Origin of the sequence: Arcicella rosea, assembly GCF_040543805.1 — a bacterium.
GTDB lineage: Bacteria > Bacteroidota > Bacteroidia > Cytophagales > Spirosomataceae > Arcicella > Arcicella rosea.
The window spans coordinates 22,588-48,653 of sequence record NZ_JBEUMS010000019.1 but is presented as its reverse complement, the minus strand read 5'-3'; the positions used below and the strand labels follow the sequence as shown (position 1 = coordinate 48,653).

Here is a 26,066-nt window from a genome sequence, read left to right as displayed (position 1 = left end):
ATTACATTTACGTGAAAATAAATAAAAATATGAACTTTAATAATATTATTCCAACATCAAAAAGAATAGAACGTTTACAGTACGAAAACCCTTGGTGGCTCACAGGTCAAGTACAACAAACGTACATGGATATGTCAAAAAGACTATATTTTGATTTGTTCTACCCTTTTGTAAAAGAAACCGAAATAAAAAGGGCGGTGGTTTTAATGGGACCACGACGTGTAGGCAAAACAGTTATGATGTTTCATGCCATACAAGAATTGATAACAGAAAATATTCCACCTCAGAAAATCTTTTTTATTGGTATCGATAATCCTATTTATATGCAACTGGGTCTTGAGGATATATTGTTGCTGGCAAAAGAAGCCGTCCATTTAGAAAGTTTGAATGGGTGTTTTGTGTTTTTTGACGAAATTCAATATCTGAAAGATTGGGAACGTCATCTCAAAGTATTAGTCGATTTTTATCCCAAAACAAAGTTTATCGTTTCTGGTTCGGCAGCAGCAGCTTTACGATTGCAAAGTACAGAAAGTGGTGCTGGTAGGTTTACAGATTTCATGTTACCACCATTAACTTTCCATGAGTATATACATCTTAAAGGCTTAAATCATTTAGTACAATCAAAGTCAATTATTTATAACGAAAAAGAAGTACCATTTTTTACTACGCACGATAATAAGGCTTTGAATAAAGAGTTTTTCCATTATCTCAACTATGGAGGGTATCCAGAAGTAGTATTGTCTGAAAAAATTCAGCGTGATATGGGACGCTACGTAAAAAACGATATTGTTGATAAAGTTTTGTTACGTGACCTCCCGAGTTTATACGGTATCAAAGACGTTCAGGAGCTCAATAGCTTTTTCAGTTATTTAGCTTATAATTCAGGTAATGAATTTTCTTATGAAAAATTGGGAAGAGATAGCGGTATTCAAAAAGAAATTATCAAAAAGTACTTAGAATACTTAGAAGCAGCTTTTTTAATCAAGGTCATTCATAAAATTGACGATAATGCCAAGAAGTTTAAGCGGATTACTAATTTCAAAGTATATCTAACAAACCCATCATTACGTACTGCCTTGTTTTCACCCATACAAGAAACCGATAATGAGACAGGTAATATGGTAGAAACGGCTATTTTTTCTCAATGGATGCACAGGGAAAATCTTGATTTAAAGTATGCACGTTGGAAAATGGGTCGCTCTGAAGGTGAAGTGGACATTGTTCTCATTGATAATAAATTATTTAGACCACAGTGGTGTGTTGAAGTTAAATGGAGTAATCGCTATTTTGATAAACCACAGGAGTTAAACAGTTTATTACATTTTTGCAATCAAAATAATTTTAGGGCTACTTTGGTAACGACTATGGACCAAACAGGTAATAGAACCTTGGATAATCTGAATATTACTTTTGTCCCTGCGGCCATTTATGCTTACAACATAGGAGTTGTTACTTTAATACAAAAATCTAACTGGATGAACGAGTCTCTCTGATAGTTTAAACGGACGTTTGGTTGGACTAATGAATAAAGAGACTGTCATCGCAATCAATTTTTCTTACTCAAAAGATTTGAGTAACTATGTCTCAATTAAGGTGAATTAAAACGTATTTTAGCATAATCTTAAAAAGGAAACGTTATGCAAAAATACGTTTTATGAATTTGCTATTACCTTAACACTAATATTTTAGTAATATCCAAACAAAAATTAAAAATCCGACACTATCCCTTATTTTGTGTAAGTTGTTTTTTGGTAAGGGGAGAAAATGTGATTTGTTAATTACACTTGCTAACTTTTAAATTTATATAAGTATGGTGCTTTATTTTTTGCACCTGTATATTTTTTTTCAAGCCTTTCTAATACATTCAATTCTAATATTTTCTTCTGAAAATTAGTCCTTACGAACTCTTTTTCATAAATAGTTTCATACAACTCCTGTATTTCTTTAATCGTAAACGTTTCTGGAAGTAGTTTAAATGCACTTATTTTTTCGTCTAAATCTACTCTTAGAGCATTTCTTGCTTCTATAACAATTTGTTTATGATCCATAATCATTTCAGGTATGTCCTTTATATTGAACCAACTAATAGATTGGTCTAATGAACTTTTTTGTGGCACAACTTTGTTAATGTCCACTAAAGCATAATATCCAATAGAAATAAATCTTTTAGTAAACCATTCATGTTCTCTAGCGGCTGTATTTTGGTCACTCACAATATCAGGATTTAGCGACCTTAACTTATCAAGAAAAACTGTGCTATTTCTTTTAGCTTGTCCAAATACTTGAAATTGTTCTAAATATACATTTTCAAGACCTGTTCTTTCATGAAGAATTCTTTTTGCCGCATCATTTACATCTTCGTCTTGAAAGACAAACCCACTTGGTAATGCGAAAAAATCCCCATTAAATATTAGCTTAGGAACTAATACCTTTATCTCTTTATTAGAATACCCAAGAATAACACAATCAATAGTTATTTGATGAATATAATTTAGTTTACTAGGGGCATAATTTTTTAATTCCATGAAGTTTTAAATGTTTTAATAGTATGAATGAATTGGAGGGTTCTCTATCAATTCATCTAAGTTAGATTCTAGTTTTTGACTAATTATACATTTTATTGTATGTATTTTTTGATTTGAATACGTATTAAGTATTCAATAAAAAGATATCATTTATCATTAAATGATCAACAAATTGCATTTCAGTTTGATAGTGATATCGCACAAAATTACACTTATTTAGATTTTTTCTTGTCGTTATTTTAATGCCTTTCCTACTCAAGATATGACTCTCAGATTCTTGTTAAAATCCTTGTGACTACAAATGTATAAAAAAAATAAAATTTATAGTATATAAAATATACAATATGATTTTTTTTTATAATTTTGTCATGGAATAATTAAATAAATGGCAAGTATAGCTGTGAAATGTATTCAAATAAGTCTATACCTAAATAGGTATAGCTAGTACTCATACAAATGTTTTACAATTGAGTTTAGTATTTCAGTTGATACTAAATATGACGACGTATATTGTCAAGAGTAGGCTAATGAGTGGGCTGAGGTTTTGACAAAGTACAAATCGTAAAAAGGAACCTTTCGGCAGAATATGTAGCTGATGTTTCTCTTTCAAAAAGAATTTATGTTTAAATAATTTTTTGTAATCAATTTTTAACTTTAACAAATCAAAGCAATGAACAAATCAATTATTATTTTATTGACTTTATTCTTCGGAATTACCCTTAATGGATTGTCTCAAAACACTACTCCAAAAGATTTTTTTGTAGGAAAGTGGGAATTCACAGTTATGGGAACGCCTAATGGAGATGCTAAATTTTCAACTAATTTAACTCGTAAGGATGGAAAATTAACAGGAGAACTATCTGATCCAGCTAACCCAACCAAAGAAAAAATTGCCATTACTAAAATTGAAGATAGTGCTGATAAAATCACGATTTACTTCACATCAAGTGGTTACGATGTGAACTTGGAAATGTCTAAAGCTGATGAAAATACTTTAAAAGGAAGTATGATGGGAATGTTTGATGCTAAAGGTATAAGATTAAAAGAATAGCATAAACTATCCTAGATTAAAATATCTAGCACAAGTTAAATAGTGTTTAGTGTTAAAAAAAATAGTCAATGGTCAAAATAACCATTGACTAATTCTGAGTGTGGGTATGGCCACTCACACTCAGAGTAAAATGTTTCATTTCGATTTCCCTAAAACAAAACATACAAAAATATGAAGAAAAATTATTACTCGTATGTACAAACCTTCAGATTATCATTTTTTCAAGGATTAGTACTATTAGGTGCTGCATTTGTGCCTAATGTAGTTCAAGCATCAGTTGGACTTACGGCAATTAAGTATGAGAAAAAAATCAGTGTTTCCATCACAGGAACTATTATTGGCGAGAAAAAAGAACCTGTAGTAGGAGCAACGATTATAGTGAAAGGAACAAAACAGGGTGTAATTACAGATTTATCTGGTAATTTTAAAATAGAAGTGACAGACCCCAACAGTACTCTTGTCATCTCTTCTGTCGGTTATGTTACAAAGGAGGTTACTTTATCTGGTAGAACGTCCTTGACAATTGAACTTCTTGAAGATGTTGATGCTTTAGAAGAAGTTGTTGTAACAGGAGTTTTCGACAAACGTAGCCGTATGGAGTCATCTGTTGCCATTTCTGTGTTGAATACAAGGCAAATACAGATGCAAGCCCCACTTAGTGCGGCAGATTTACTAAAAAATATATCAGGAGTTTTTGTCAATTCAGCCCCCGGCGAAATCCGTAATACTGTTACTTCTCGTGGAGTGACGACGGGAGGAATTGATGGCTCAAGTGGTTATTATTATGTTTCTATGCAAGAAGATGGCTTGCCTGTATTTAATGGAACTTTTGGGACTTTTGGTCCAGATTACTTCTTGCGCTCTGATATTACTATTGGAAAACTTGAAGCAGTAAAAGGTGGTACAGCTTCTATTTTAGGCAACAATGCCCCCGGAGGAATCTTTAACTATGTATCAAAGACAGGAGGGACTGAATTTGCGGGAGAAGTAAGGGGCAAATATGGTTTAGAGGGAAATGGCATAAACCCTTACTATCGTTTCGAAGCAAATTTTGGTGGACCTTTATCAAAAGATAAGACCTTAACTTATAATATTGGTGGTTTCTGGCGACAAAATGATGGAGCAAGATATCCGGGATATCCGATGAATGAAGGTGGACAAGTGAAGGCAAATGTAGTAAAACATTTTAAAAACAGTTCAGTAAAGTTTTATGCAAAATATTTGAACGATAGAAATACATGGTTTGAATATTTACCAACTGTAGGCTTCACGAATCCTCAGTTAGTACCTGGTTTTGAGCAAACCAACTCAGTAATGATTCCACCAGTTACGGCTGAATATACAATCAATGATACTGGTGAAAAACAGACCTTTGATTCAAGGGATAAAATTCATTCTAAAGAGCTGTCTTTTTCATTAAATTATGATTTGCATTTTGGGAAAGGATGGACTTTTGAAAATAAATTTAAATACTCTGATAAATCATCTTTTTGGAATGCTACTTCTGTTCCTTATCCTATTGCTGTGGATAATGTGATTTTTTATGGATTAAATAATTTAGCCGGAAAATTTGGCACTTATGATTTCATTGATTTAGCTACTGGACGGAATTTATTAAAGGTAAATCAAGGGCTAAATTTCGTTAATGGTGTACCCGCAGGAATTAAATTTAGTGTATTGAATGGAAGTTTACCGGGTGCTAATGCTTCTCCTAATTCTTTAATTTTCAATCCATTAGTTGTCTTTGATAATAAAGGAAATGAATTTATAGAAAATGCTACTTTATCTAAAAAAATTAACCACATGAGTTTTACAGGTGGTATTTTTTATAGTGTTTCAGATATTAGCCGTAAAAATCCTAGTGGAGTGGGTACAATGTATAATCAAATGACTTCTCCACGTATAAGCCCTACAGCTATTACTTACACAGATGCTAAAGGAGTGGTTTATCAAGTCACAAATCCAGATGGTATAACTGGAGGAATGGGAAGAAGTGTTGCAACATCCATTTTTAATGTTAAACAAAGTCAATTAGCAACTTTCTTTGGACATAACTGGGAAATTTCACCAAAATTGAACTTGGATTGGGGAGTACGTTATGAGACAATTCGTGTAAAAGGAACAAACCAAATAGCTACTCAATTTGCAGCAACAGATGGCGGTACAGATAAAAACCCTTTAACATTATATGATAACTATTATGCTAAAATTACAAAAAAGTATTCTTATGATAAACCTATTGAAACATTCTCGTTTTCTGGAGGATTAAATTATAGGTTTAATGATGGTTTAGCTATTTATGGTCGTTATTCGCAAGGAAGTAAATCGCCAGATTTAAGCATGTTCTTAAATGTAAGTGCTGCTGCTGATGAGCGTTTTATCAACCCAATTGCACAGAAAATACAACAACTTGAGGCTGGTATTAAACTGAAAAAAGGAAATGCAAGCTTATTTATCACGCCATTTTATAGCTTGCTAAGTAATGTTCCTCAACAAGTTCAAGGACAAGAAACCGCTGATGTATCAACACTTTATGTTACGCCAGTTGTGTATAATAAATACCAAACACAGGGAATTGAATTTGAATCAAATTATGCTTTTACAAAGAAATTCAGCGTAAGAGCAGTGGCAACATTTCAAAAATCAGTCGCTCTTGATTATGGTACTTGGGACTTAGGAGCGAATGGTAATGCAGATGATAAAGTTGTTTCTTATTCAGGTAATGAAACCGATAATAATGCAAGAGTGATGTTACGAGTATCGCCATCATATACGACAGGTAAATTATTTGCTTCAATAGATTGGTCTTATATGGGTAGTAGAATGGCAAATGTTGCAAATACATTTAAACTACCTTCATTCAATCAGTCAAATCTAAACGTAGGCTATACAGTTAACAAAAACATTTCATTACAAGCCAATATTAATAATCTCTTTAATCAAAATGGTGTAATGTCATGGTCTGCTCCTGGTTCATTCCCTGCATCATTGAACACGCAAGGCTTTACAAAGGCAAACTTAGAGGCTAATCCTAATGCCGTGTATTATACACTAAGTTTACCTCCAAGAGCTTATTTTTTAACACTCAGTTACAAATTTTAACGTGGGTAATTTAAAGGACATGGTATGACGTATCAGTGCCATGTCCTTTATTCAAAATACACACGTAAAACTGTTCCTATTTTATTTTATGCAAACCATTACACCAGTTATAGTCTTTTCAAAATCTAATTAAACAGTTTAAGAAATGGTATCAAATAAAAACTTAGGGGCTATTATAGGAGGATTTATAGCGCCATTCTTATTTTTATTTCATTCATCCTTGGCACAAGGAGGGAACAAAACAATTGAGTCAAGAAGAAATATTCCTTTTGATAGTGATTGGCTTTTTAGTAAAGATAAAGTTGCTAATGCCCAGCAAATTGCATTCAATGATACTCAATGGCGAAAATTAGATATTCCACACGATTGGAGTATCGAAGATTTGCCAAATCAAAAAAAGGATACTATTATTGGTCCTTTCGATAGAAAAAGTATGGGGTCTATTTTCACAGGATTTACCAAAGGAGGCACAGCTTGGTATCGGAAAAAGTTTAAAACAGACAAAGTATTTCAAAACAAGCAAGTAAGTATTTATTTCGATGGCATTTATATGAACTCGGATGTTTGGTTAAATGGACATCATTTGGGAAATCATCCGAATGGATATACTCCTTTTTATTATGATTTAACACCTTATCTAAATCCACTTGGTCAAGAAAATGTACTGGCTGTACAAGTAAGAAATGAAGGAATGAATTCTCGCTGGTATAGCGGTTCGGGTATTTATCGACATGCTTCACTGATTGTAACCGATCCAACACATATTGCTACGTGGGGCGTTTATGTAACTACACCTTTGATAGACAAGCAAAAGGCTATAGTGAAAATACACACAACTATTATTAATGAAAGACAAAATCCTCAAAGTGTGAGTTTGGTTTCCAAAATCGTAACTCCAAATGGAAAAATAGTTGGTCAAGCAACTCAAAAAATAAATACAAAGAGTCCAACGGATCAACAAATAATTGTCAGTAATCCTAATTTATGGACACTCGAAGCACCTACGCTTTATACGCTCATTTCTGAAATTAAAGAAAGTAATAAAACAATTGACCGAGTAGAAACACCTTTTGGCATTAGAAGTGTTCATGTAGATGCACAAAACGGATTTACCTTAAACGGTAAAAGAGTTTTATTGAAAGGAGGCTGTGTTCATCACGATAATGGTCCTTTGGGTGCGGCGGCTATTGATCGTGCAGAGGAACGAAAAATAGAAATTCTTAAAAAGAATGGCTTTAATGCCATACGCCTAAGCCATAATCCGCCCTCAAAACAATTTCTTGATATTTGTGATAGATTGGGAATGTTGGTAATAGACGAGGCTTTTGACGCATGGGAAAAAGCTAAATTGCCGCATGATAGTCATACATTTTTTAAAGATTGGTGGCAAAAAGATTTAGATGCGATGCTTCTTCGAGATAGAAATCATCCTTCTATTATTATGTGGAGTATTGGAAATGAGATTCCTGAAAGAGTAGATAGCTTACAAACCGCAAAAAAATTAGTTGATAGAGTCCATTTAATAGACCCTACTCGCCCAGTAACAGAAGCACTTTGCAAATTTTGGGATAAACCTACTTATAAATGGGACACAACCGCTAATGCTTTCGCTCTTTTAGATGTTGGTGGCTATAATTACGAATGGCAAAGGTATGAGGCTGACCATGAAAAATATCCTAATAGAATTATGGTAGGGTCGGAGTCTCTCCCTAAAGATGCTTTAGAAAACTGGAATTTAGTAGAAAAACACCCTTATATCATTGGAGACTTTGTTTGGACGGCTTTTGATTATCTCGGAGAAGCCTCAACAGGTAATGCAACTTACGATAAAATGGAAAAGAAAGTAAGGCTATTGAAGTATCCTTGGTTTAATGCTTGGTGTGGAGATATCGATTTGGTAGGCAACAAAAAGCCACAATCTTATTACAGAGATGTTGTTTGGAGAAACAGCCCTATCGAAATGGCAGTACATGAACCCATTGCTGATGGCATGGTCGAAAATATAAGTGATTGGGGATGGCCTTTAGAAAAAAGAAGCTGGTCATGGCATGGTGCAGAAGGTAAACCATTGCAAGTAAGAGTATTTTCAAGGGCTTCATTGGTGCGTTTATATTTGAATAACCAACTTATTGATGAACAAAAAATAGCCCCAAATAGCATTATGGCAAGATTTCAAGTGCCTTATCAAGCTGGTACACTCAAAGCTGTAAATGTAGAAAATGGTATTGAAACCCAAAGTGTTGTATTAAAAACGGTAGGAACTGCCAATAAAATTCGCTTAACAGCCGACCGCACTAAAATTAAAGCGAGTAGAAACGATTTGTCTTTTGTTGCAGTCGAAATCGTAGATGAAAATAATCAAGTTGTACCAACTGCCGATGTGCCGATTCAATTCTCAATCAGTGGCGAAGGTGAATTGGCTGGTGTAGGTAGTGCAAGTCCAACCGAAATGGCAAGTTTTCAGCAACCTAAGCGAAATACTACTAATGGAAAATGCTTGGCAATACTTAGGCCTACAGGTAAAAAGGGGAATATCGTTTTGAAAGCATATTCAAATGGGTTAACGGCTGCTCAAATAGTTATTAGTACTCAATAATAGAGTGATAGTTGTAATAAGGTAAATAGGTTCTTCACTTCTATAGTGATTTTTAAATAAAAATATCAAACAGGTAGAATACAAATAAGTACTAGAATGTCTTTTAATAATTAAAATCATGAAAAAAATACTCCTTTTTTGGGTTTTCGCTTTACTAGGTGGAAATGTCTTTGCACAGCAAAACGCTCCACAAAACAAAATTAATTTGAAAGATATGAGCTTTATCGGAAAGGTAGATGAGCGGTATCAATCATTCAATATAGAAATGTGTGAGGTTATTGGTGGCGATTTCTGGATTCCCTACAATTTGGTAGATTCTGTCAGAAAACACTCTGATAGAAAGGGGATTGATGCCTTGAAATGGAAAATTGAACCAATAAATCTATACGAAAAAAAATTACGAAATCTTGCTGCTGGATTAGGACCAACCTATGTAAGAGTAAGCGGTACTTGGGCAAATGCCATTTTTTTTCAAAACAACGATGGACCTAAGTTAAGTAGCCCGCCCAAAGGGTTTAAAAATATACTTACTCGTCAACAATGGAAAGGCGTAGTAGATTTTTGTAAAGCAGTTGATGGAAAACTCGTGACATCATTTCCTATCAGTGAGGGTATGCGAGACGAGTCTGGAAAGTGGCAACCAACACAAGTAAAATCAATTATTGATTATACCAATTCAGTGGGTGGTGATATTCACGCTGCCGAATTTTTCAATGAGCCTTCTCACGCCATTCATGGCGATGCACCTAAAGGATATAACGGGGAGATTTTCGCCAAAGAATTCGCTCTTTTTAAGGACTTTGCAAGTACTTATGCTCCTAAAATGAGAATTATTGGTCCAGGGTCAAGCACCGAAGGTGGTATTATTCCTGCTGGATTAGACTTTCCGATTGATGAATTATTATCACATACACCAAAACCAAGTTTTGAAGTATTTACATACCACTATTACGGTAATATCTCAAAGCGTTGTTTAGGAGGGCAAAAAGTAGAAAATGCCTTATCACCAGATTGGTTAAAAAGAACTGAAAAGGGACTGGAATTTTATCAAAATGCCAGAGATAAATATATGCCTAATACGCCCATTTGGCTAACTGAAACTGCCGAGACTGCTTGTGGTGGTAATCCTTGGGCAGCTACCTATATTGATAGTTTCAGATATTTAGACCAAATGGGGCGATTAGCCAAAAAGGGCGTTCAAGTAGTCATGCACAATACGCTTGCAAGAAGTGAATATGGTTTGTTAGACCATGATACTCATAATCCTCGCCCAAATTATTGGGCAGCTCATCTTTGGAATAAACTCATGGGAAACCAAGTGTACGAAGCAGGAAATTCAGAAACAGGGGTATATACTTATGCTCATAATCTGAAAAATAAATCAAAAGGCAAAACAGTAATGATACTGAATACCAATAAAACAGCAACCTCTGCAAGTATTCCTGCTGATGCAAAACAATATTTACTTACTGCCGATGAATTGGTGACTAAAAAAGTTAGCCTAAACGGAAAAGTATTGAAGTTGACTGCAAATGATGAATTACCCGAAATAGAAGGAAAAACAGTAAAAAAGGGAATTGTTGAGTTACCTGCTTACAGTATTATGTTCCTGACTTTTAGTAAGTAAGACAGTCTTTTTGGCTCAAAAGCCATGATTTTAAATTGAAAAACATGAAAAAAATTATCACTGGAATTCTCCTAATTCCTAGTCTTACATTTGCCCAAAGCCCGCAATTGAGAGATTTTCAAACACCACCCAATGCCGCCAAACCAAGAGTTTGGTGGCATTGGATGAATGGTAATATCACCAAAGAGGGCATAAAAAAAGACCTTGAATGGTTTGAAAAAACAGGAATTGGAGGTTTCCAGAATTTTGATGCTAATTTACTTACTCCTGTAGTTGTACCCAAAAAATTGGTTTTCATGACTCCAGAATGGAAAGATGCCTTCAAATTCACTACGGAATTAGCTAATCAAAAGGGCTTAGAAATGGCTATTGCAGGCTCACCGGGTTGGAGTGTAACAGGAGGTCCTTGGGTAAAACCAGAAGATGCCATGAAAAAATATGTATGGACAGAAACCAGAGTCGAAGGGGGAAAAAACATATCATTAAATTTACCAAAACCGTCAGATATTGCAGGTAAATTCCAATCTTCTCCATACAAAACAGAATCATTTTTTAGTAAATATGTAGGCGACAAACCTGTTTTTTATCGTGATGCGATGGTTATTGCATTTCGTTTGCCTCAAAATGATAAATCGTTTGCGGATTTTACACCAAAAGTAAGTTCTAGTGGTGGAGCATTCAATTTCAAGAATCTTACCGATGGTGATTTGGGGAATGCAACAATGCTACCTCCAATGGCAGTAGGCGAAGATATGTGGGTTCAATATGAATTTGATTCACCCCAAATATTCAAAGCGGCATCTATTGCTGGAGCAATTACAAGAGGTTCGTCAGATTTTAATGGTGTAGCCCTTAATCGTTCGATAAAAGCGAGTGACGATGGTATTAATTTTAAAGAAATTGCTGCTTTTACAAGTAGTATCGTCCCATTCAATACGATAAGCTTTCCTGCAACCACAGCCAAATATTGGAGAATAGCTTATAAAACATTACCGCCACCTATGAATGTGATGGCAGCAATGTCTGGTGGAAATCCAAAGGTAGAAAAACCAGATGGTGTTGAAGTTTCAGAATTTATCCTTTACAATACTGACAGAATCGACCAAGCCGAAGATAAGGCAGGTTTTACGCCTTGGAGAGAACAAAATAACATGATAAAAGGGGGTCAAGGAGTAATGCAGGATGTGATTTCGACCGAAGATGTGATAGATTTAACTAATAAAATGCTACCAGATGGAACACTGAATTGGCAAGCTCCAGCAGGAATTTGGGGAATTATCCGTTTTGGATATTCTCTTACGGGTCGTCAAAATCATCCAGCATCACCCGAAGCAACAGGTTTAGAAGTAGATAAACTCGACAGAGACGCTGTTAGAAAATACATCAATACTTATTTAGATATGTACAAAGATGCAACTGGTGGAATGATGGGTGAAAAAGGCTTGCAATACATGGTTTTGGATAGCTACGAAGCGGGTCACATGAACTGGACAAAAGCATTTCCTGAAGAATTCAAAAAACGCCGTGGATATGATATGACACCTTGGATTCCTGTTTTGATTGGTCGTATTGTGAAAAACACAGAAGCAAGCGAAAATTTTCTTTGGGATTTTCGTAAAACGATTGGTGAAATGATAGTCGAAAATCATTATGAAGTAATTGGCGAAGAATTGAACAAAAGAGGAATGAAACGTTATACTGAATCGCATGAAAATGGACGTATATTTTTGGCCGATGGAATGGATGTAAAACGTAATGCTGAGATTCCGATGTCTGCGATGTGGACTCCTGGTAGTTTACAATCAGGTGGAAATGAAGAAGTACGAAGCGAAGCCGATATTCGTGAATCAGCCTCAGTAGCCAATATTTATGGAAAATCTATAGTTGCAGCAGAATCAATGACGGCAATTCAAAATGCTTTTTCATGGCATCCAGAAAAATTAAAGCGCACCGCAGATCTTGAGATGGCTTCTGGATTGAACCGTTTTGTAATTCATACTTCTGTTCATCAACCACTTGACGATAGGAAACCAGGTTTTTCACTTGGGCCATTCGGACAGTATTTTACTCGTCAAGAAACATGGGCAGGAGCAGGAGCAAAAGCTTGGATGGATTATTTGGGTCGAAGCTCATATATGCTTCAACAAGGTAAAAACGTTGCCGATATCCTTTATTATTATGGAGAAAACACCAATATCACGTGGATTTGTAGAGAGAAACTACCCAATATTCCTACTGGATTTGAATTTGATTTTGTGAATACATCTGCTTTACTCAACGCCATACAAGCAAAAAACGGCGAGTTAATCGCTAAAAGCGGAAATACGTACAAGGTGTTGATATTAGATGAATCAGCAAAGTACATGACACTACCAGTGCTGAAAAAAATCAAATCGTTGGTAGATAATGGAGTAAAGATAATAGGAACAAAACCCGAAAAATCACCAAGTTTAACGGATAACGAATCAGATTTCAAGAAATTGGCTGATGAAATTTGGTCGAAAACAAATGTTACAGCGTTTGATAAAATCAATTTAAAACCTGATGTAATAATTAGCAGTACAAAAAATAAAATACTTTACCGTCATCGTCAGAGTTCCGACCAAGATATTTATTGGTTAAATAATCGTGGAGAAGAGTCAACTAATACAGAAGTAAGTTTTAAGGTAAGTGGAAAAATACCAGCATTGTGGAATCCTCAAACGGGAAAAACAGAAAAAGTTTCTTATAAAATAGTAGATGGGCGAACTATTATACCATTGAAATTTGAATCTTGGGACGCATATTTTATAATTTTCAAAGGTAAAACAGCAGCAAAGAGTTACACGAAAACAGCAAGTAAAGAAAGTTTGGTTACACCCTTAACAGGTACTTGGAAGGCAAATTTCAATAACAAAATTATTGATTTTGAAGAACTTACCTCTTGGTCTGAAAATCCAGATGCAGATGTTAAGTATTTCTCGGGAACTGCTACTTATGAAAACACTTTTACGCTCAGCAACCCTGATAAATCAGGAAATTATATCATTGATTTGGGTGATGTAAAGCATATTGCTGAAGTAATTATTAATGGTAAAAATGTGGGTACAGCATGGAAGAAGCCTTTTAAACTGGATATTTCAGAAGCTGTAAAGACTGGCAAAAATACCATCCAAATCAAGGTTTCAAATCTTTGGGTAAATCGTTTGATTGGCGATGCCCAACCCAATGCCAAGAAAACTACTTTTACTACAATCCCATTTTACAGAAAGGACGCTCAATTGTTACCTTCAGGTTTATTAGCTCCAATTAAAATCTATTTTAACAAATAAAAAAATGCAAATAGCAAATAAAACCATTGTACTAACAGGTGCTGGTAGTGGAATAGGAAGAGAATTAGCCCTACAATTAATCAAAAAACAAGCTAATGTGGTAGGTGTTGATATAAACTTAAATTCACTTTTAGAAACCCAGAAAATAGCAGGTGTTGGCGATGATAGATTTAAGGTTTTTACCCTTGATATTACTAATAAAGAAAAAGTTGATGCCTTGCCAAATGAGGTTATCAAGCACTTTGGTTCAGTAGATGGAATTATTAATAATGCAGGAATTATTCAAAAATTTATTCCAGTAAACGATTTGAACATTGAAGAGATTAACCGAGTTATCAACGTCAATTTTTATGGAACGGTTTATTTAACCAAAGCCTTTTTACCTCATTTCTTAGAGCGTCCAGAAGCACACATTGTTAATATTTCGAGTATGGGAGGTTTTATTCCTTTTCCACGACAAACTATTTATGGAGCTGCTAAAGCTGCGGTGAAAATATTTACAGAAGGACTGTATGCAGAACTGAAAGATACCAACGTAAAGGTTACAGTTGTACATCCAGGGGCAATCGCAACAAACATTACAGAGAATTCTGGACTTGGAAAACCCAAAATTGAAGCTAATTCGCAACAAACAAAATTAGCTTTACCAGCTTCAAAAGCTGCTGAAATAATTATTCGAGCAATAGAATGCGACAAATACAGAGTAACCGTTGGAAAAGATGCCATGATTTTGGATTTACTTTATCGCCTAAATCCAAAGCTAGCGACTAATTTCATTGGAAAAATGATGAAAAAAACGTTGAAAGATATGTAATTGAGGGGTTTCGTCTGCTTCTTGTTGCTGTTCTGGGTGTAATGTGTCAAAAACTGTTATTTCAGGCTCCACCTCATAATAACTTAAAGGTTTGTTCCATTAAGGTAACAAACCTTTAAAGCCATTACTGTCAGAAAGATAGTTTTCGTTCGAGAAGCATTTCCAGTATCTCGTATTCTATTTCATAGACTTCTCCTTCAAAATGATAGGTATCAGTTTCTTCGTCAAAAGAATACAATTCCAATTCTTCGTCGCTTAAACACACATCGTCTAGTATCCCATTTTGATAACTTGCTTTACCGTATATACCGTTGCCCATTTCCTCATAGTCATGAATGAAGTTCAATAGATACCTTTCTGCTATCGTTCTTAATATTTCGGAATTGGGTGCCCATTTTGTCTCATACTGAAACATGCCTTCGTCTCCCTCGTTCCAATAGATATTGAAAAAATAACCTCCGTTAGTATTGTCTGTAAAGTCGGGCAGTTGCCCTTGTCCTGTTTTCTCTTCGTTTTCTTTCATTGCTTCGAAAAGCTGTTGTATCTGTTTGATTGCTTCGATACTTCCCTCGAAAGTAACCATATTACTGCACCAGTTTGCCATATTTTGTGTTGTTTAATTTGATGTGATTTGATTTATTTAGATTTATTCGGCAATGAGAGGTGGTGCTGTTTCGTTTCACTTTATTGCCATTTTCAATGCTGTATTTTTTCATGTCTGACATTTTTTTTATTCGTGTAAAGAGTCGGAGTATGCTTTGTTTCGTTTCAGGAGCATAAAAGGTTAGTGTTTAGCAGGAACAAGGTTTTACCAAATAAATACGACCCGCATGGGTGGAGATTTTTTGGCAAACCCAAGGCGTGACCTTGTTTCTGGGTTAAGAACACGTTCATACCTTTGCTCTTGAAATGGGACAAAGCAGCATCTGGCTCTTGAATAAAAGCCTATGTGGAAGCCAATGGAAAAAGCATTTAGGAAATGTTAAAGAATATTGCTTTGGGATTGTGTTAAGAGTTTTTCTCTATACTTTATAAAAGCATCCTCTTAAAACTCTTTTATAGGTTATGGGATTAGTGATCAAGCAATAAGCAGGTCTTGCTCATGTTACAATTTTGAAAAAATATGATATGCTCATTAGTAACTAATCTAGTTATAATTAGAGGTTTGAAGTATTGATGTATGTTGCCGTCCGTTTTCGGCGTTTCAAGATTAAAATTCTAAATTTAATGTGCTTGTAAAGCAAGCCTATCACTTTGTGGATTAGACAAATTCAAAACACGAGTCATCTTGATTTTTCTCTTGAAAAAGTAAGTTTTAGAAGATTTTAAAAGTGTTTGCACTTGTTCTCGTCCTTACTTTTTGCCTTAAGGCAAAAGGAATAACTACTGTGTATGTCTCAAAAATTCCTAAATTTACTCAGCTCTAATAGGATGAATTCGTTTCCTTCAATCACAAAAAAGTAGCCTAAAAACTTATTTAGACTGCTTTTTTGTGATTTCAAAATTAAGTATGACTCTTATTTCTGTTTGATGAAATTTGAGGTTATCTATTGGACAAGTGAAAAAATACTTGCTTTCCAAAACCCTGAATATGCAGTATCTTGTAGGAAAAATTAGGGCTAAGATGGCAAATGAATGTTTAATTTGTCTGTCTAATGCAAGTATTTTAAAATCCTTACACATGAAAATAACAAAACTATACAAAGCCTTCTTTGACAGCGAAAAGTCTGGAGGTTTAACACTCATTGCTTGTACTATTATTTCAATGGTTTTAGCCAATACAGCTTTTGGAAGTACTTATTCGCATTTCTGGCATTCAAATTTTGCTGGACAAAGTATTGAATTTTGGATTAATGATGGCTTAATGACTATTTTTTTCTTACTTATAGGCTTAGAGTTAGAAAGAGAAGTTTATATTGGAGAACTCTCAAATATAAAAGATGCACTACTCCCTATTTTTGGAGCAATGGGAGGAATGATGATTCCCGCTGGAGTATATATATTACTTAACTTTGGTACAAATACACAATCTGGCATAGGAATTCCTATGGCTACAGACATTGCTTTTGCTCTAGGAATACTATCTCTATTAGGGAACAAAGTGCCAAATTCATTGAAAATATTTCTTACTGCATTAGCTGTAATTGATGATTTAGGAGCGATTATGATTATCGCCATTTTCTATACAAAGACTATCATTTGGCTAAATTTATTGATTGCTTTTGGTATTTTAGGAAGTTTATTTGTACTAAATCGTTTGCAGGTTAAAAGTTTGATTCCTTACATCATTGGTGGTATTGCGATGTGGTATTTTATGCTGAACTCAGGTGTTCATGCCACCATAACAGGTGTTCTTTTAGCATTTGTCATTCCATTTGGAAATGGAAATAAAAAATCAACATCTTATGCGTTGCAACATTTTCTACATAAACCTGTAGCATTTATCATTCTCCCTTTGTTTGCATTAGCAAATACTGCAATAGTAGTGGATACTAACTTAACAGAAATTATTACTCAAAACTATAGTTTGGGTATTTCTTTAGGATTAGTTTTAGGCAAGCCATTGGGAATCTTTTTAGTCAGCTTTTTAGCCGTTATGTTAGGTATTTGTAAATTACCCAAAGACTTGAATTGGAGATTAATTATGAGTGTTGGTTTCCTTGGAGGTATCGGATTTACCATGTCAATCTTTATTACTTTACTCGCATTTGACGATATTCACCTTCAAAGCGGCTCAAAAATTACGATTCTAATTGCTTCAACCATAGCAGCTTTTATCGGTTTTATGGCAATTTATTTTTCTTTAGATTCGACAAAAAAAGGGAATCTAAAAGTTGAACTTCAATAAATGTAATCATATCATTTTTGAATTAGGATTTAAGCATCTTCAAGTTATTTTGTTAAAATCCTTTTTACTAAAACTTTACTCAGATGAAAAAGCTTGATAAGCACACCCAAAAACCTGTTTTGACATTTCTTGATAGCTAAAGTAAGATTTTTGGTATTGGAATTATTAGTTATTTTGCATTAAAAGCCTTCAAAATGATTTATTTTAAAGGCTTTTTTTGTTATTTCAATTTCGCTCTATGTAAATTTTAGCTAATAAATATATTAACTATAGCGCCAAGCGGTTGCTGTAAGTTTTTCTCATTTCATGACTTCTAATTTCTGAATCATTGCTTTTGCAGATTCTGAACTAGAATCTAGTTCTAAAGCTTTTTTGTATGATTTTAAGGCGTTCACTTTATCTTGATTTGCAAAATACGCTTCCCCTAAACTATCCCATGAATTTGAATCATTTGGAAATAATTTTGCATTCTCCTGAAATACGGCAATGGCATTATCAATCAATTTATCTTTAAAAAAACCGTAGCCAATTTTGTTTAAAATAGTATTCTTATTTCTGTTAAATGTCTTTTTAATAGCATCTATGTACGCATAAATAAAAGCGTCTTTTTCATTTGTTTTTATGTTAGGCTCAACTCCTTTTCCTTCCCAGTTAGTTTTTGTAACAGGGTGAATAGATTGTATATAAGATAACGATATTGTAAACTCGTCATTTAAATTAATTCGTTTTGTTCTGTTAGCACCACCTTTAGTAATTTCTCCAATTACAATGGCTTTGTCTAAATGTTTTAAAGTATAAGTAAATGCCTCTGCTGCCGAAAAAGTGTTCTTACTGGTTAGGATATAAAGAGGTTTGTTTGTACTTCGTTTTCCATTTACATTTTCAAATGAGTACATTTGCGTTTTTGTGTTTGTTTTTCGTTCATAAAAGTCACTTAATAAAACAGGTGTTTTATCTAAGAAGTAACTCGATAATAACTGCATCATACTTGGAACACCACCTCCATTTGAACGTAAATCGATAATGATTGCATTGGTATTACTTAAAAAATTCATCGTTGCTGTAGCAGTTTCTTCAGCATATTTTATATCTGTAAACTGGCTTAAATTTAAATAACCAATGTTTCCATCCAGTATTTTTACCTCTGTAAATCCGTAATTTATTTCGGCCATTTGCATAGCTGTTCTTTTCTCCATTTCTAATTGCTTCTCTTCAGAAACAATAAGCTTTTCCTGGGCGATACGCTCTGGTTCAAATCGAACTTTTAGGTGCAAATCTTTACTAATACTTTGCAAATCTTCAGTTACTGTTTTAGAGAATTCAACAGGACTTGTAATTTTCTCATACTTATTAGATTTTAAATTTTTGTCTAATTCAATTATCATTTTTTTTGATAAATCTAAATCGATGTAAGATTCTTCAATATGAGTTTTTATTGCTGATACAACGGCATTTTTCTCTTTTTTATTCAGTAAATGTTTAGTGTCTTGTGCTACTGTATCTTGTAGGATTACAAATAACATCAATAGCATTGTTTTGAGATAGACTTTCATAATGTTTTAGTTTTAATATTTATAATTTTCAACAAACATATCAGTAAACTAAAACGGTCTAAAATTTTTATCATCAACCAGTTAATATTAATCACATACAATTGATTTGTGTGTTCAAATCTATTTTAAGTCGAAAAAAGCAACGTTTATGCTTCTTTTAAGTGAATTGGTGCACGTTGTACTGGTAAAAAGTCAATTTCTATTAATTTTGACTTCATGATTGAATTTCTTAAAAAGTACAAAGCCTTTTTATATGGATTGCTAATCCAAAGGATAGCAGTGGTTGTTTTACTGTATTTTAATTTCATTTATATTGATGATTCGGGAGTATTAGCGAATATGCTTAGTTTTATTTTTAGCTGGTTACTAATCTCTTTGCCTATTCATTATTTTTCGTTTTTAAAAAAGCATAAAGCCACTAGTCTCAAGTTGCTTATCCTGATTTTTGTATTTTTTGTAATCATAATAAATGATGTTAATTCCAAAATAATTGATAATCCAATAACCTTTGTCGGATTAGTTGGTGTTGGATTATCCTTTTTTGCCATTTTAGCACCTTCCTATTTTAAGAAAAACGCATTGATGATAATTGGTTTCTATGTCTTGGCTTTAGGCTATTTCTACTATATAAGAATTTATATTGATGATTTAAACAGTTACTTCCAGCAGGAAAAAGAAATCAAAATCATCTTGACAGTTCCTTTTTTTGTGTTGCTTTTAACCTGGTTTTATCAGCAGTGGAAATGGATGAAAACAATAGAATCAAAAAAAACTAAAGCAGAATTATCGTTATTGAAAAGCCAGATTAATCCGCACTTTTTTTTCAATACTTTAAATAATTTATATGGTTTGATAATAGAAAAATCTGATGATGCACCAAGTGTTGTTTTAAAATTATCAGATATAATGCGCTATACTATTTATATGGGGAAAGAAGATGTTGTACTGTTGAAGGATGAAATAGAATATCTAAAGAACTACATTGAATTGCATAAAATTAGGTACCAGAAAAGAGTCGATATTGTTTTTAATCATGATTACGAAATAAACTATCAAATTGCGCCTTTACTGTTTATTATTCCTTTGGAAAACGCATTTAAACACGGAGTAGAAAGCTTAACAGAAGATGCTTACATCCATATTAATATAAAAATTGATGCTCACATAGTTTATTTTGATATTGAAAATAATTTTGAAGTACAAGAATCTTCCCCAACTGCTGGTATTGGAATACAGAACCTAAAACAGCGTTTGAAATTATTATATCCTAACAAACACAAAATACAAATAGAAGTTAATAATTCTATTTACAAATTAGCCCTTAAAATAGAAATGACATGATTCACTATTTAATTATTGATGATGAACCTATTGCACATCGCATTATTGAAAACTATTGCGAGCATTTGCAACATTTGGAAAAGAAAGGAAGTTGTTATAACGCCTTTGAAGCCTTACAATTTTTAAATGAAAATACTGTTGACTTGTTGTTTTTGGATATAAAAATGCCCAAACTATCTGGTTTCGATTTTTTAAAAACACTACCCAATCCACCCAAAATAATAGTGACCACAGCTTACAGAGAATTTGCGTTAGAAGGTTATGAACTTAATATTTCTGATTATTTATTAAAACCGTTTAGCTTTGACCGTTTCATAAAAGCGATTAACAAAACAATTGATAGTAGTCAAAATAGGAATAACATAACTGCATTGCCAATAAGTGAAACAGCGTCAAATAGTAATAGCTTTTTCTTGCGTGGGGATAAAAAGTACCATCAAATTCATTTTGAAGATTTATTATTCATAGAAGCTTATGGGCATTATACCAAAGTGTATTTAAAGAATGAGATGATTGTAAGCCATCAAAAAATTTCAGTTTTTGAACAGTTGCTTCCAAAACGTGATTTCATAAGGATTCATAAATCTTTTATTGTTGCTAAAAATAAAATCAAACAGATTGAAGGCAACAGGATATTAATAAATGAGTATGAAGTGCCAATTGGACAAACCTATAAAGAGAATATCATGATTCTTTTATGATGTTATTTTGCAAGTGATACAGAAAAGTCCATGCTTTTTGCAAAATTGGAAAAGATTATCAAATAAATAGGAAAAGAGTTTTGAAAAAGGGCATGAAAATTATATATGGAAAGAATTTTATCAAAATGTATTTCGCAAAGAATAGAAAAAACAAAACTAGAAGAAACATATAATTCAACAATTCATTGGATAATTATGATATAGGGAGATAATACAACTGAGTTTTTTTTCACAGACTGACGTTGGAGGTAATTAAAACATATTAAGCAATGAGAAATCACATGATTAAAATTACAGTACTGGTATTTGTATTATTTTTAAGTGCTTGCAAAACAGAGAAGTTTGAAACAAAGAAGAATAATCCTTTAACGAAAGAGAACCTTTACTTTGGACATAAAACTCCAGGATTAAACCCCGAAATTTTTATTCCTAAAAAGAGCACCTCTCAAGATTGGGAATTATGGGATACTGACTCTTTGAATATGGATGAGTTTTATTTTACATATCAAGGTAACGACCCGTTTGAGCCTCTCGTTGTTGTGTATCGTAATGAAGGTAGTTATTACAGGGTTAATAAGTATAGCTTTAAACATAATCCTAGCGATAGTAACATCTTATACTCTAGATGGACCTACATAGAGCGTACAGATTCTGGCTGGTCCAAAATTAAAAGTCTAGGCTCTATGTTTGATAGGGAAGATTTGGGTATTATGGTGATGTCAGTATCTTCTAAGGGTACTCTTGTTTTTGACGACTATAAAAGCAATAAAGGAATCCGCATATCAAGGATTATAGACGGAAAGCGTGAAGAACCAAAACTACTCGGTAAGGAGATTAACTCAGGGGAATTGACAGCCCACCCCTTTATAGCACCTGATGAATCCTACTTAATATGGGATAGTGAGAGAGAAGATGGATATGGCAAGTCTGACATTTATATCAGTTTTCGACAGCAAGATGGCTCATGGGGTTCAACTATCAATATGGGAGATAAGATAAATTCAAAACTAGTAGAAAGTGGTGCAAGATTAACCCCTGATGGAAAATATTTGCTTTTTGAAAGGTCAGAAGAAAAAGTAAGGGAGGGTGGAAGCACATATTGGGAGTCAAAAAAATATTGGGTTGATTCTAAAATCATTGAACAGCTAAGACTAGAATAACTACAAAATTTGTAACTAATTGTTGTACCGCTGTACAATCAAGGATTTAATGAAAAGCTAAATTTAAATATTCAAATGAGACTTAAATAAAAGAACAAAGCCACTTTTTTGAAGTAGCTTTGTTTGTCTTTATGTGGGCAATAGGAGACCGATATTGCTTTACTTAATACTATTCACCTGTTCAAACAATTCTGTTATAACATGTTTCTTAGAATTCGAAGCTACTTCACGAAAATACTGAATCAAATCCAGAGTGGTCGAATAACGATTTGGCTTTTTCGGGTTGTTGAAAGAATGCCAATCATTAAGAAAATGCTGTAAAGCGATGTTTACATTTTTTTCTCCAATTTGTTCCTGTAATTCATACATCGCAAGTGCTCCTTTGTTGTAGTAAATGTGTTCTTCATTTTCAACCAACGTCAGTGGACTTTCCTTCTTGCTAGACTTTAAGTTAGCTTCTGTGTATTCATCCAATTGGAACTTCAAAAATTGCTGAACTTTTTTATCTGGGTATTTTTCTTTAAGCACCATGATGGCTGAATACTGCGCCAGTGTTTCCAAAATCATATTTTGTCCCTGTACGTTTGCAGCTTCCAGTTGTAAACCCCACCACTGGTGAGCCACTTCATGGGCAGTAATATAAAATGCCATGTCAACATCTTTTTCATCATCAATGTTCATCACAAAGCCGATAGCTTCCGAAAATGGAATAATGCCTGGCAGAGATTGGGCAAATGTTCGATACCTTGGAAACTCCACAATACGGAGTTGTTTGTATTGATAAGGACTGAAATGTTTACTGTAATAATCCAAGGACATTTTCATAGATTCCATCATACGCTTCAGGTTGTACTCATGTCCTTTTTGGTAATAAATCTCTAAATTAACCCGCTCCTTTGAAATATTACCTGACGGAATGCAGGTGTTTTTCATTACTTCATACTGGCCTGATACAATGGGATAAAAATGGATAATCCGTTGATTGGTTTTGTAATGAAAATAATTGCGGTCACTTGTTGTCCATGTCGCTAGTAAATCGCCAGAAGTTAGTGCTGTTTGTGGTGCTTCTGTACTGATTAGAATATCTAAGTTAATTCCATCCGAATCACTTCCAGTGCGTGCATTCACCAGTTCCCTTACATCATCTCGTTTGGCTTTTTGCAGTCTTGGAGCCAGCTCAAAATCTTTTCGATTGTCCTCATCCTGCATTTCATATTTTTTCTGATAACCAAAACTTGGTAATACGGCATTGTCAAAAAAAGTACCGTTATACACTACATCTATATCAGTATTGTCAGTTTCAAAACCCTTTGGCTGTAAAGTCTGTTTAAAATTCATTTTCATTGTATCACCTGGTGCTAATGCTTGACTCAATTGGTAAATGATATAATGATATTTTTTGTACTTGCTGTTTGTTGTTACAGGACGGTCAAAGGTTACATCCGTTAATGCTACATTTGACGCCATTAGTTTTTGGACGTGAATTTCCCGAATGGGTAATGGTGAAGTATTGATAAGCACATAAGAACCTGCAATTTTATATGCTCTTTGTGATGGGTACAGCTCAACTTTTAGATTAACATCTGTAATTTTGGGCTGTGGAATATATTCAAAATGTTTCAACGTCTTTTCATAACCAACTCTAAAATTATTTTGCTCACCCTTAGTCCAAAATTCATTTAACACATTGGTATTGTAAAAGATATAAGCTCCTATACTGATGAAGAGCGTCAGACAAACTAAACTGAAAATCCTCAACGGTTTTCCTATTTGCTTTAGTCCGCTCGTCCATCGTTTACTCAAGCCCGTTTCGACTCCCTTTACCATCAAAACACTGGTGAAAATCAAGAGTAGTAAACCAAACAATACCCAATAGATTTTTACCCACAGATAGGAACTCAGAAAGTGTCCATAACCATTCATATCCGAGTATGCGGCAAGTGCCTGTCCACCAAAGTTAAGTAAGGCATGTTCCAAACCAAATATGCCAATGGCTACGTTGATGATAGCGAATGCGATGGTTGCGAGCATCCCCATAAACTTGTTACCAGTAAGTGCCTGAAAAAACATGGCTGCAAAGGTATAAAGAGCCAGAAATGGAAATAGTTCCACAAAAAAGCCAAAGATATAGACATCCAACTCGTATTGATAGTAGCCGTTCAATGTTTGAAACAGCACACCTGCAACAATGAGCGAAAGCATGACAATGACATAAATGAATAATAATCCTAAAAATCTGCTACTCACGTTAATAAAACTAGAAATCGGCGCAGCATCATGAATGAGGTTAAGCTTTACATCCCTTTCCTTCCACATGATTTCACCAGCATAAAAGACTAAAATAATCATGAAGAAGTAAATGGACATCTCTCGCAATTCTTCAATAATTAAATAGGTAGTTGGATAACTATCTACTCCATACGATGTGCCTAAACTCACCGAATTGATAAGAATAATAATGAAGCAACACAGAATAATCGCCCAAAAGGAAATGAGTTTGAGAATAGACAAACTATGAAACCAAGCATTGAGCAATAGCTGAATGAGCTGTGCCTTGATATGAAAGACAGGTGTAACCGTGGGTAGGCTCTTAATGAAAGTAACTGGTAAGGTTTTTACTTTTTGTTTTTGCTTTTTATTGAAAGTCTTTTCATTGATGAGCATCAATTGAAACTTGATATAGCCAATCGCTAATGCCAGAATACCCAAGCCTACCCAGAAAAGTTTGTTAAGTAGCATAATCCCCGACATAGGAATCAGCAGATAATTTCTATCCATTACCGTCCAGCCTTTGGTTGCTTTAGTTAATGTGGTAAGCGAAAAGGGATCCAGTAAGGCTTGAAATGTTTCATTCGTAATGCCTTTAGTAATCATAAACAATACAAAAATGACTACACCTTGAGTATATACGACCATTAAATTTTTGCTGAGCGCCCCAGTGGTAAAAAATACAGCAGCACCAAAAAACAAAGTAGGTAAAACCACCCAAAGAAAGGGCTGTAGATAATTGATCAATTGAAAAGACAAAAAATCGTTTGGATTATTCCATGGCAATAATTCTCCCACTATCATCCCCCAAAGCAAAGCACTGAAAATAAATAGCAACACCACAAAAGAGCCTAAAAAACGGCCCAAGAGGTATTTCCTTTTGGAAATAGGATTAACATAAATAAGTGAAGTAACGTCGTACTGAAAATCACGAAGTACAGGAACGCCCATAATCATGGACGCAATAATCATCGACAATCCAGTTATCGCTCCCATGGTTTTAGCAATCACCAGTGGAGAATTCTTTTTCACTAATCCTAAATCTATGCCCTGAAAAACAAACTCCACGCCCACTGCGGAGAATAAAAATAGCAGCAGAAAAAAGAAATAGGTTTCAGGTCGCTTTAAACGGTATTTAATTTCAAATATAAAAAATTCGTATAGCATGG

The 26,066-nt window shown here is 34.0% G+C and carries 15 protein-coding genes; 11 read left to right on the top strand and 4 right to left on the bottom strand.

What is annotated here, in order from left to right; genetic code table 11:
* Positions 1-29: 29 nt before the first annotated feature.
* Positions 30-1,493 carry an ATP-binding protein gene (locus ABID42_RS20950; RefSeq protein WP_367285329.1) on the top strand — a complete coding sequence of 488 codons (1,464 nt, stop codon included), beginning with the start codon at positions 30-32 and terminating at the stop codon, positions 1,491-1,493.
* Positions 1,494-1,787: 294 nt separating this feature from the next.
* Here the strand turns inward: ABID42_RS20950 and ABID42_RS20945 are convergent, their stop codons facing one another.
* The gene (locus tag ABID42_RS20945; protein WP_367285328.1) at positions 1,788-2,525 is read right to left on the bottom strand and encodes an NUDIX hydrolase; all 738 of its coding nucleotides are present in this window, start codon (positions 2,523-2,525) and stop codon (positions 1,788-1,790) included.
* Between the two features lie 670 nt (positions 2,526-3,195).
* On the opposite strand from ABID42_RS20945, the gene ABID42_RS20940 reads away from it, so the two are divergent.
* The 6 genes from ABID42_RS20940 to ABID42_RS20915 all read left to right on the top strand — a co-directional run bounded on the left by ABID42_RS20940 (position 3,196) and on the right by ABID42_RS20915 (position 15,026).
* Positions 3,196-3,576, top strand: coding sequence for a hypothetical protein (locus ABID42_RS20940; RefSeq protein ID WP_367285327.1), 381 nt, complete (start codon positions 3,196-3,198; stop codon positions 3,574-3,576).
* Between the two features lie 171 nt (positions 3,577-3,747).
* Positions 3,748-6,678, top strand: coding sequence for a TonB-dependent receptor (locus tag ABID42_RS20935; protein ID WP_367285326.1), 2,931 nt, complete (start codon positions 3,748-3,750; stop codon positions 6,676-6,678).
* Positions 6,679-6,823: 145 nt separating this feature from the next.
* Positions 6,824-9,274, top strand: coding sequence for a glycoside hydrolase family 2 TIM barrel-domain containing protein (locus ABID42_RS20930; RefSeq protein ID WP_367285325.1), 2,451 nt, complete (start codon positions 6,824-6,826; stop codon positions 9,272-9,274).
* A 118-nt stretch (positions 9,275-9,392) separates the two neighbouring features.
* Positions 9,393-10,901 carry a glycosyl hydrolase family 79 N-terminal domain-containing protein gene (locus tag ABID42_RS20925; RefSeq protein ID WP_367285324.1) on the top strand — a complete coding sequence of 503 codons (1,509 nt, stop codon included), beginning with the start codon at positions 9,393-9,395 and terminating at the stop codon, positions 10,899-10,901.
* Positions 10,902-10,945: 44 nt separating this feature from the next.
* Entirely contained in the window at positions 10,946-14,212 is a 3,267-nt protein-coding gene (locus ABID42_RS20920) for a glycosyl hydrolase (protein ID WP_367285323.1), read from the top strand.
* A gap of 4 nt (positions 14,213-14,216) precedes the next feature.
* Positions 14,217-15,026, top strand: a complete 810-nt coding sequence (locus ABID42_RS20915) for an SDR family NAD(P)-dependent oxidoreductase (protein WP_323259685.1) — start codon at positions 14,217-14,219, stop codon at positions 15,024-15,026.
* 130 nt (positions 15,027-15,156) lie between these two features.
* Here ABID42_RS20915 and ABID42_RS20910 read toward each other — a convergent pair whose 3' ends face one another.
* The gene (locus tag ABID42_RS20910; RefSeq protein ID WP_367285322.1) at positions 15,157-15,630 is read right to left on the bottom strand and encodes a DUF1281 family ferredoxin-like fold protein; all 474 of its coding nucleotides are present in this window, start codon (positions 15,628-15,630) and stop codon (positions 15,157-15,159) included.
* Positions 15,631-16,707: 1,077 nt separating this feature from the next.
* Between ABID42_RS20910 and nhaA the strand changes: the two genes are divergently transcribed.
* Complete coding sequence (nhaA, locus tag ABID42_RS20905) at positions 16,708-17,874, top strand: Na+/H+ antiporter NhaA (protein WP_367285321.1); 1,167 nt, start codon at positions 16,708-16,710, stop codon at positions 17,872-17,874.
* Positions 17,875-18,173: 299 nt separating this feature from the next.
* On the opposite strand, the gene ABID42_RS20900 is transcribed toward nhaA, so the two are convergent.
* Positions 18,174-19,427: a S41 family peptidase gene (locus tag ABID42_RS20900; protein WP_367285320.1), complete on the bottom strand. Its 1,254-nt coding sequence runs from the start codon at positions 19,425-19,427 to the stop codon at positions 18,174-18,176.
* Positions 19,428-19,643: 216 nt separating this feature from the next.
* Here ABID42_RS20900 and ABID42_RS20895 point away from each other — a divergent pair, with 216 nt between their 5' ends.
* The 3 genes from ABID42_RS20895 (at position 19,644) to ABID42_RS20885 (ending at position 22,629) form a co-directional block, all read left to right on the top strand.
* Positions 19,644-20,768 (top strand): sensor histidine kinase, encoded by a 1,125-nt coding sequence (locus tag ABID42_RS20895; RefSeq protein ID WP_367285319.1) that lies wholly within the window; start codon positions 19,644-19,646, stop codon positions 20,766-20,768.
* Positions 20,765-21,469, top strand: a complete 705-nt coding sequence (locus ABID42_RS20890) for a LytR/AlgR family response regulator transcription factor (protein WP_367285318.1) — start codon at positions 20,765-20,767, stop codon at positions 21,467-21,469. The genes ABID42_RS20895 and ABID42_RS20890 overlap by 4 nt, the downstream gene beginning before the upstream one ends.
* Before the next feature lie 281 nt (positions 21,470-21,750).
* Complete coding sequence (locus ABID42_RS20885; protein WP_367285317.1) at positions 21,751-22,629, top strand: hypothetical protein; 879 nt, start codon at positions 21,751-21,753, stop codon at positions 22,627-22,629.
* 159 nt (positions 22,630-22,788) lie between these two features.
* Here ABID42_RS20885 and ABID42_RS20880 read toward each other — a convergent pair whose 3' ends face one another.
* Positions 22,789-26,064 (bottom strand): ABC transporter permease/M1 family aminopeptidase, encoded by a 3,276-nt coding sequence (locus tag ABID42_RS20880; RefSeq protein ID WP_367285316.1) that lies wholly within the window; start codon positions 26,062-26,064, stop codon positions 22,789-22,791.
* Positions 26,065-26,066 lie beyond the last annotated feature (2 nt).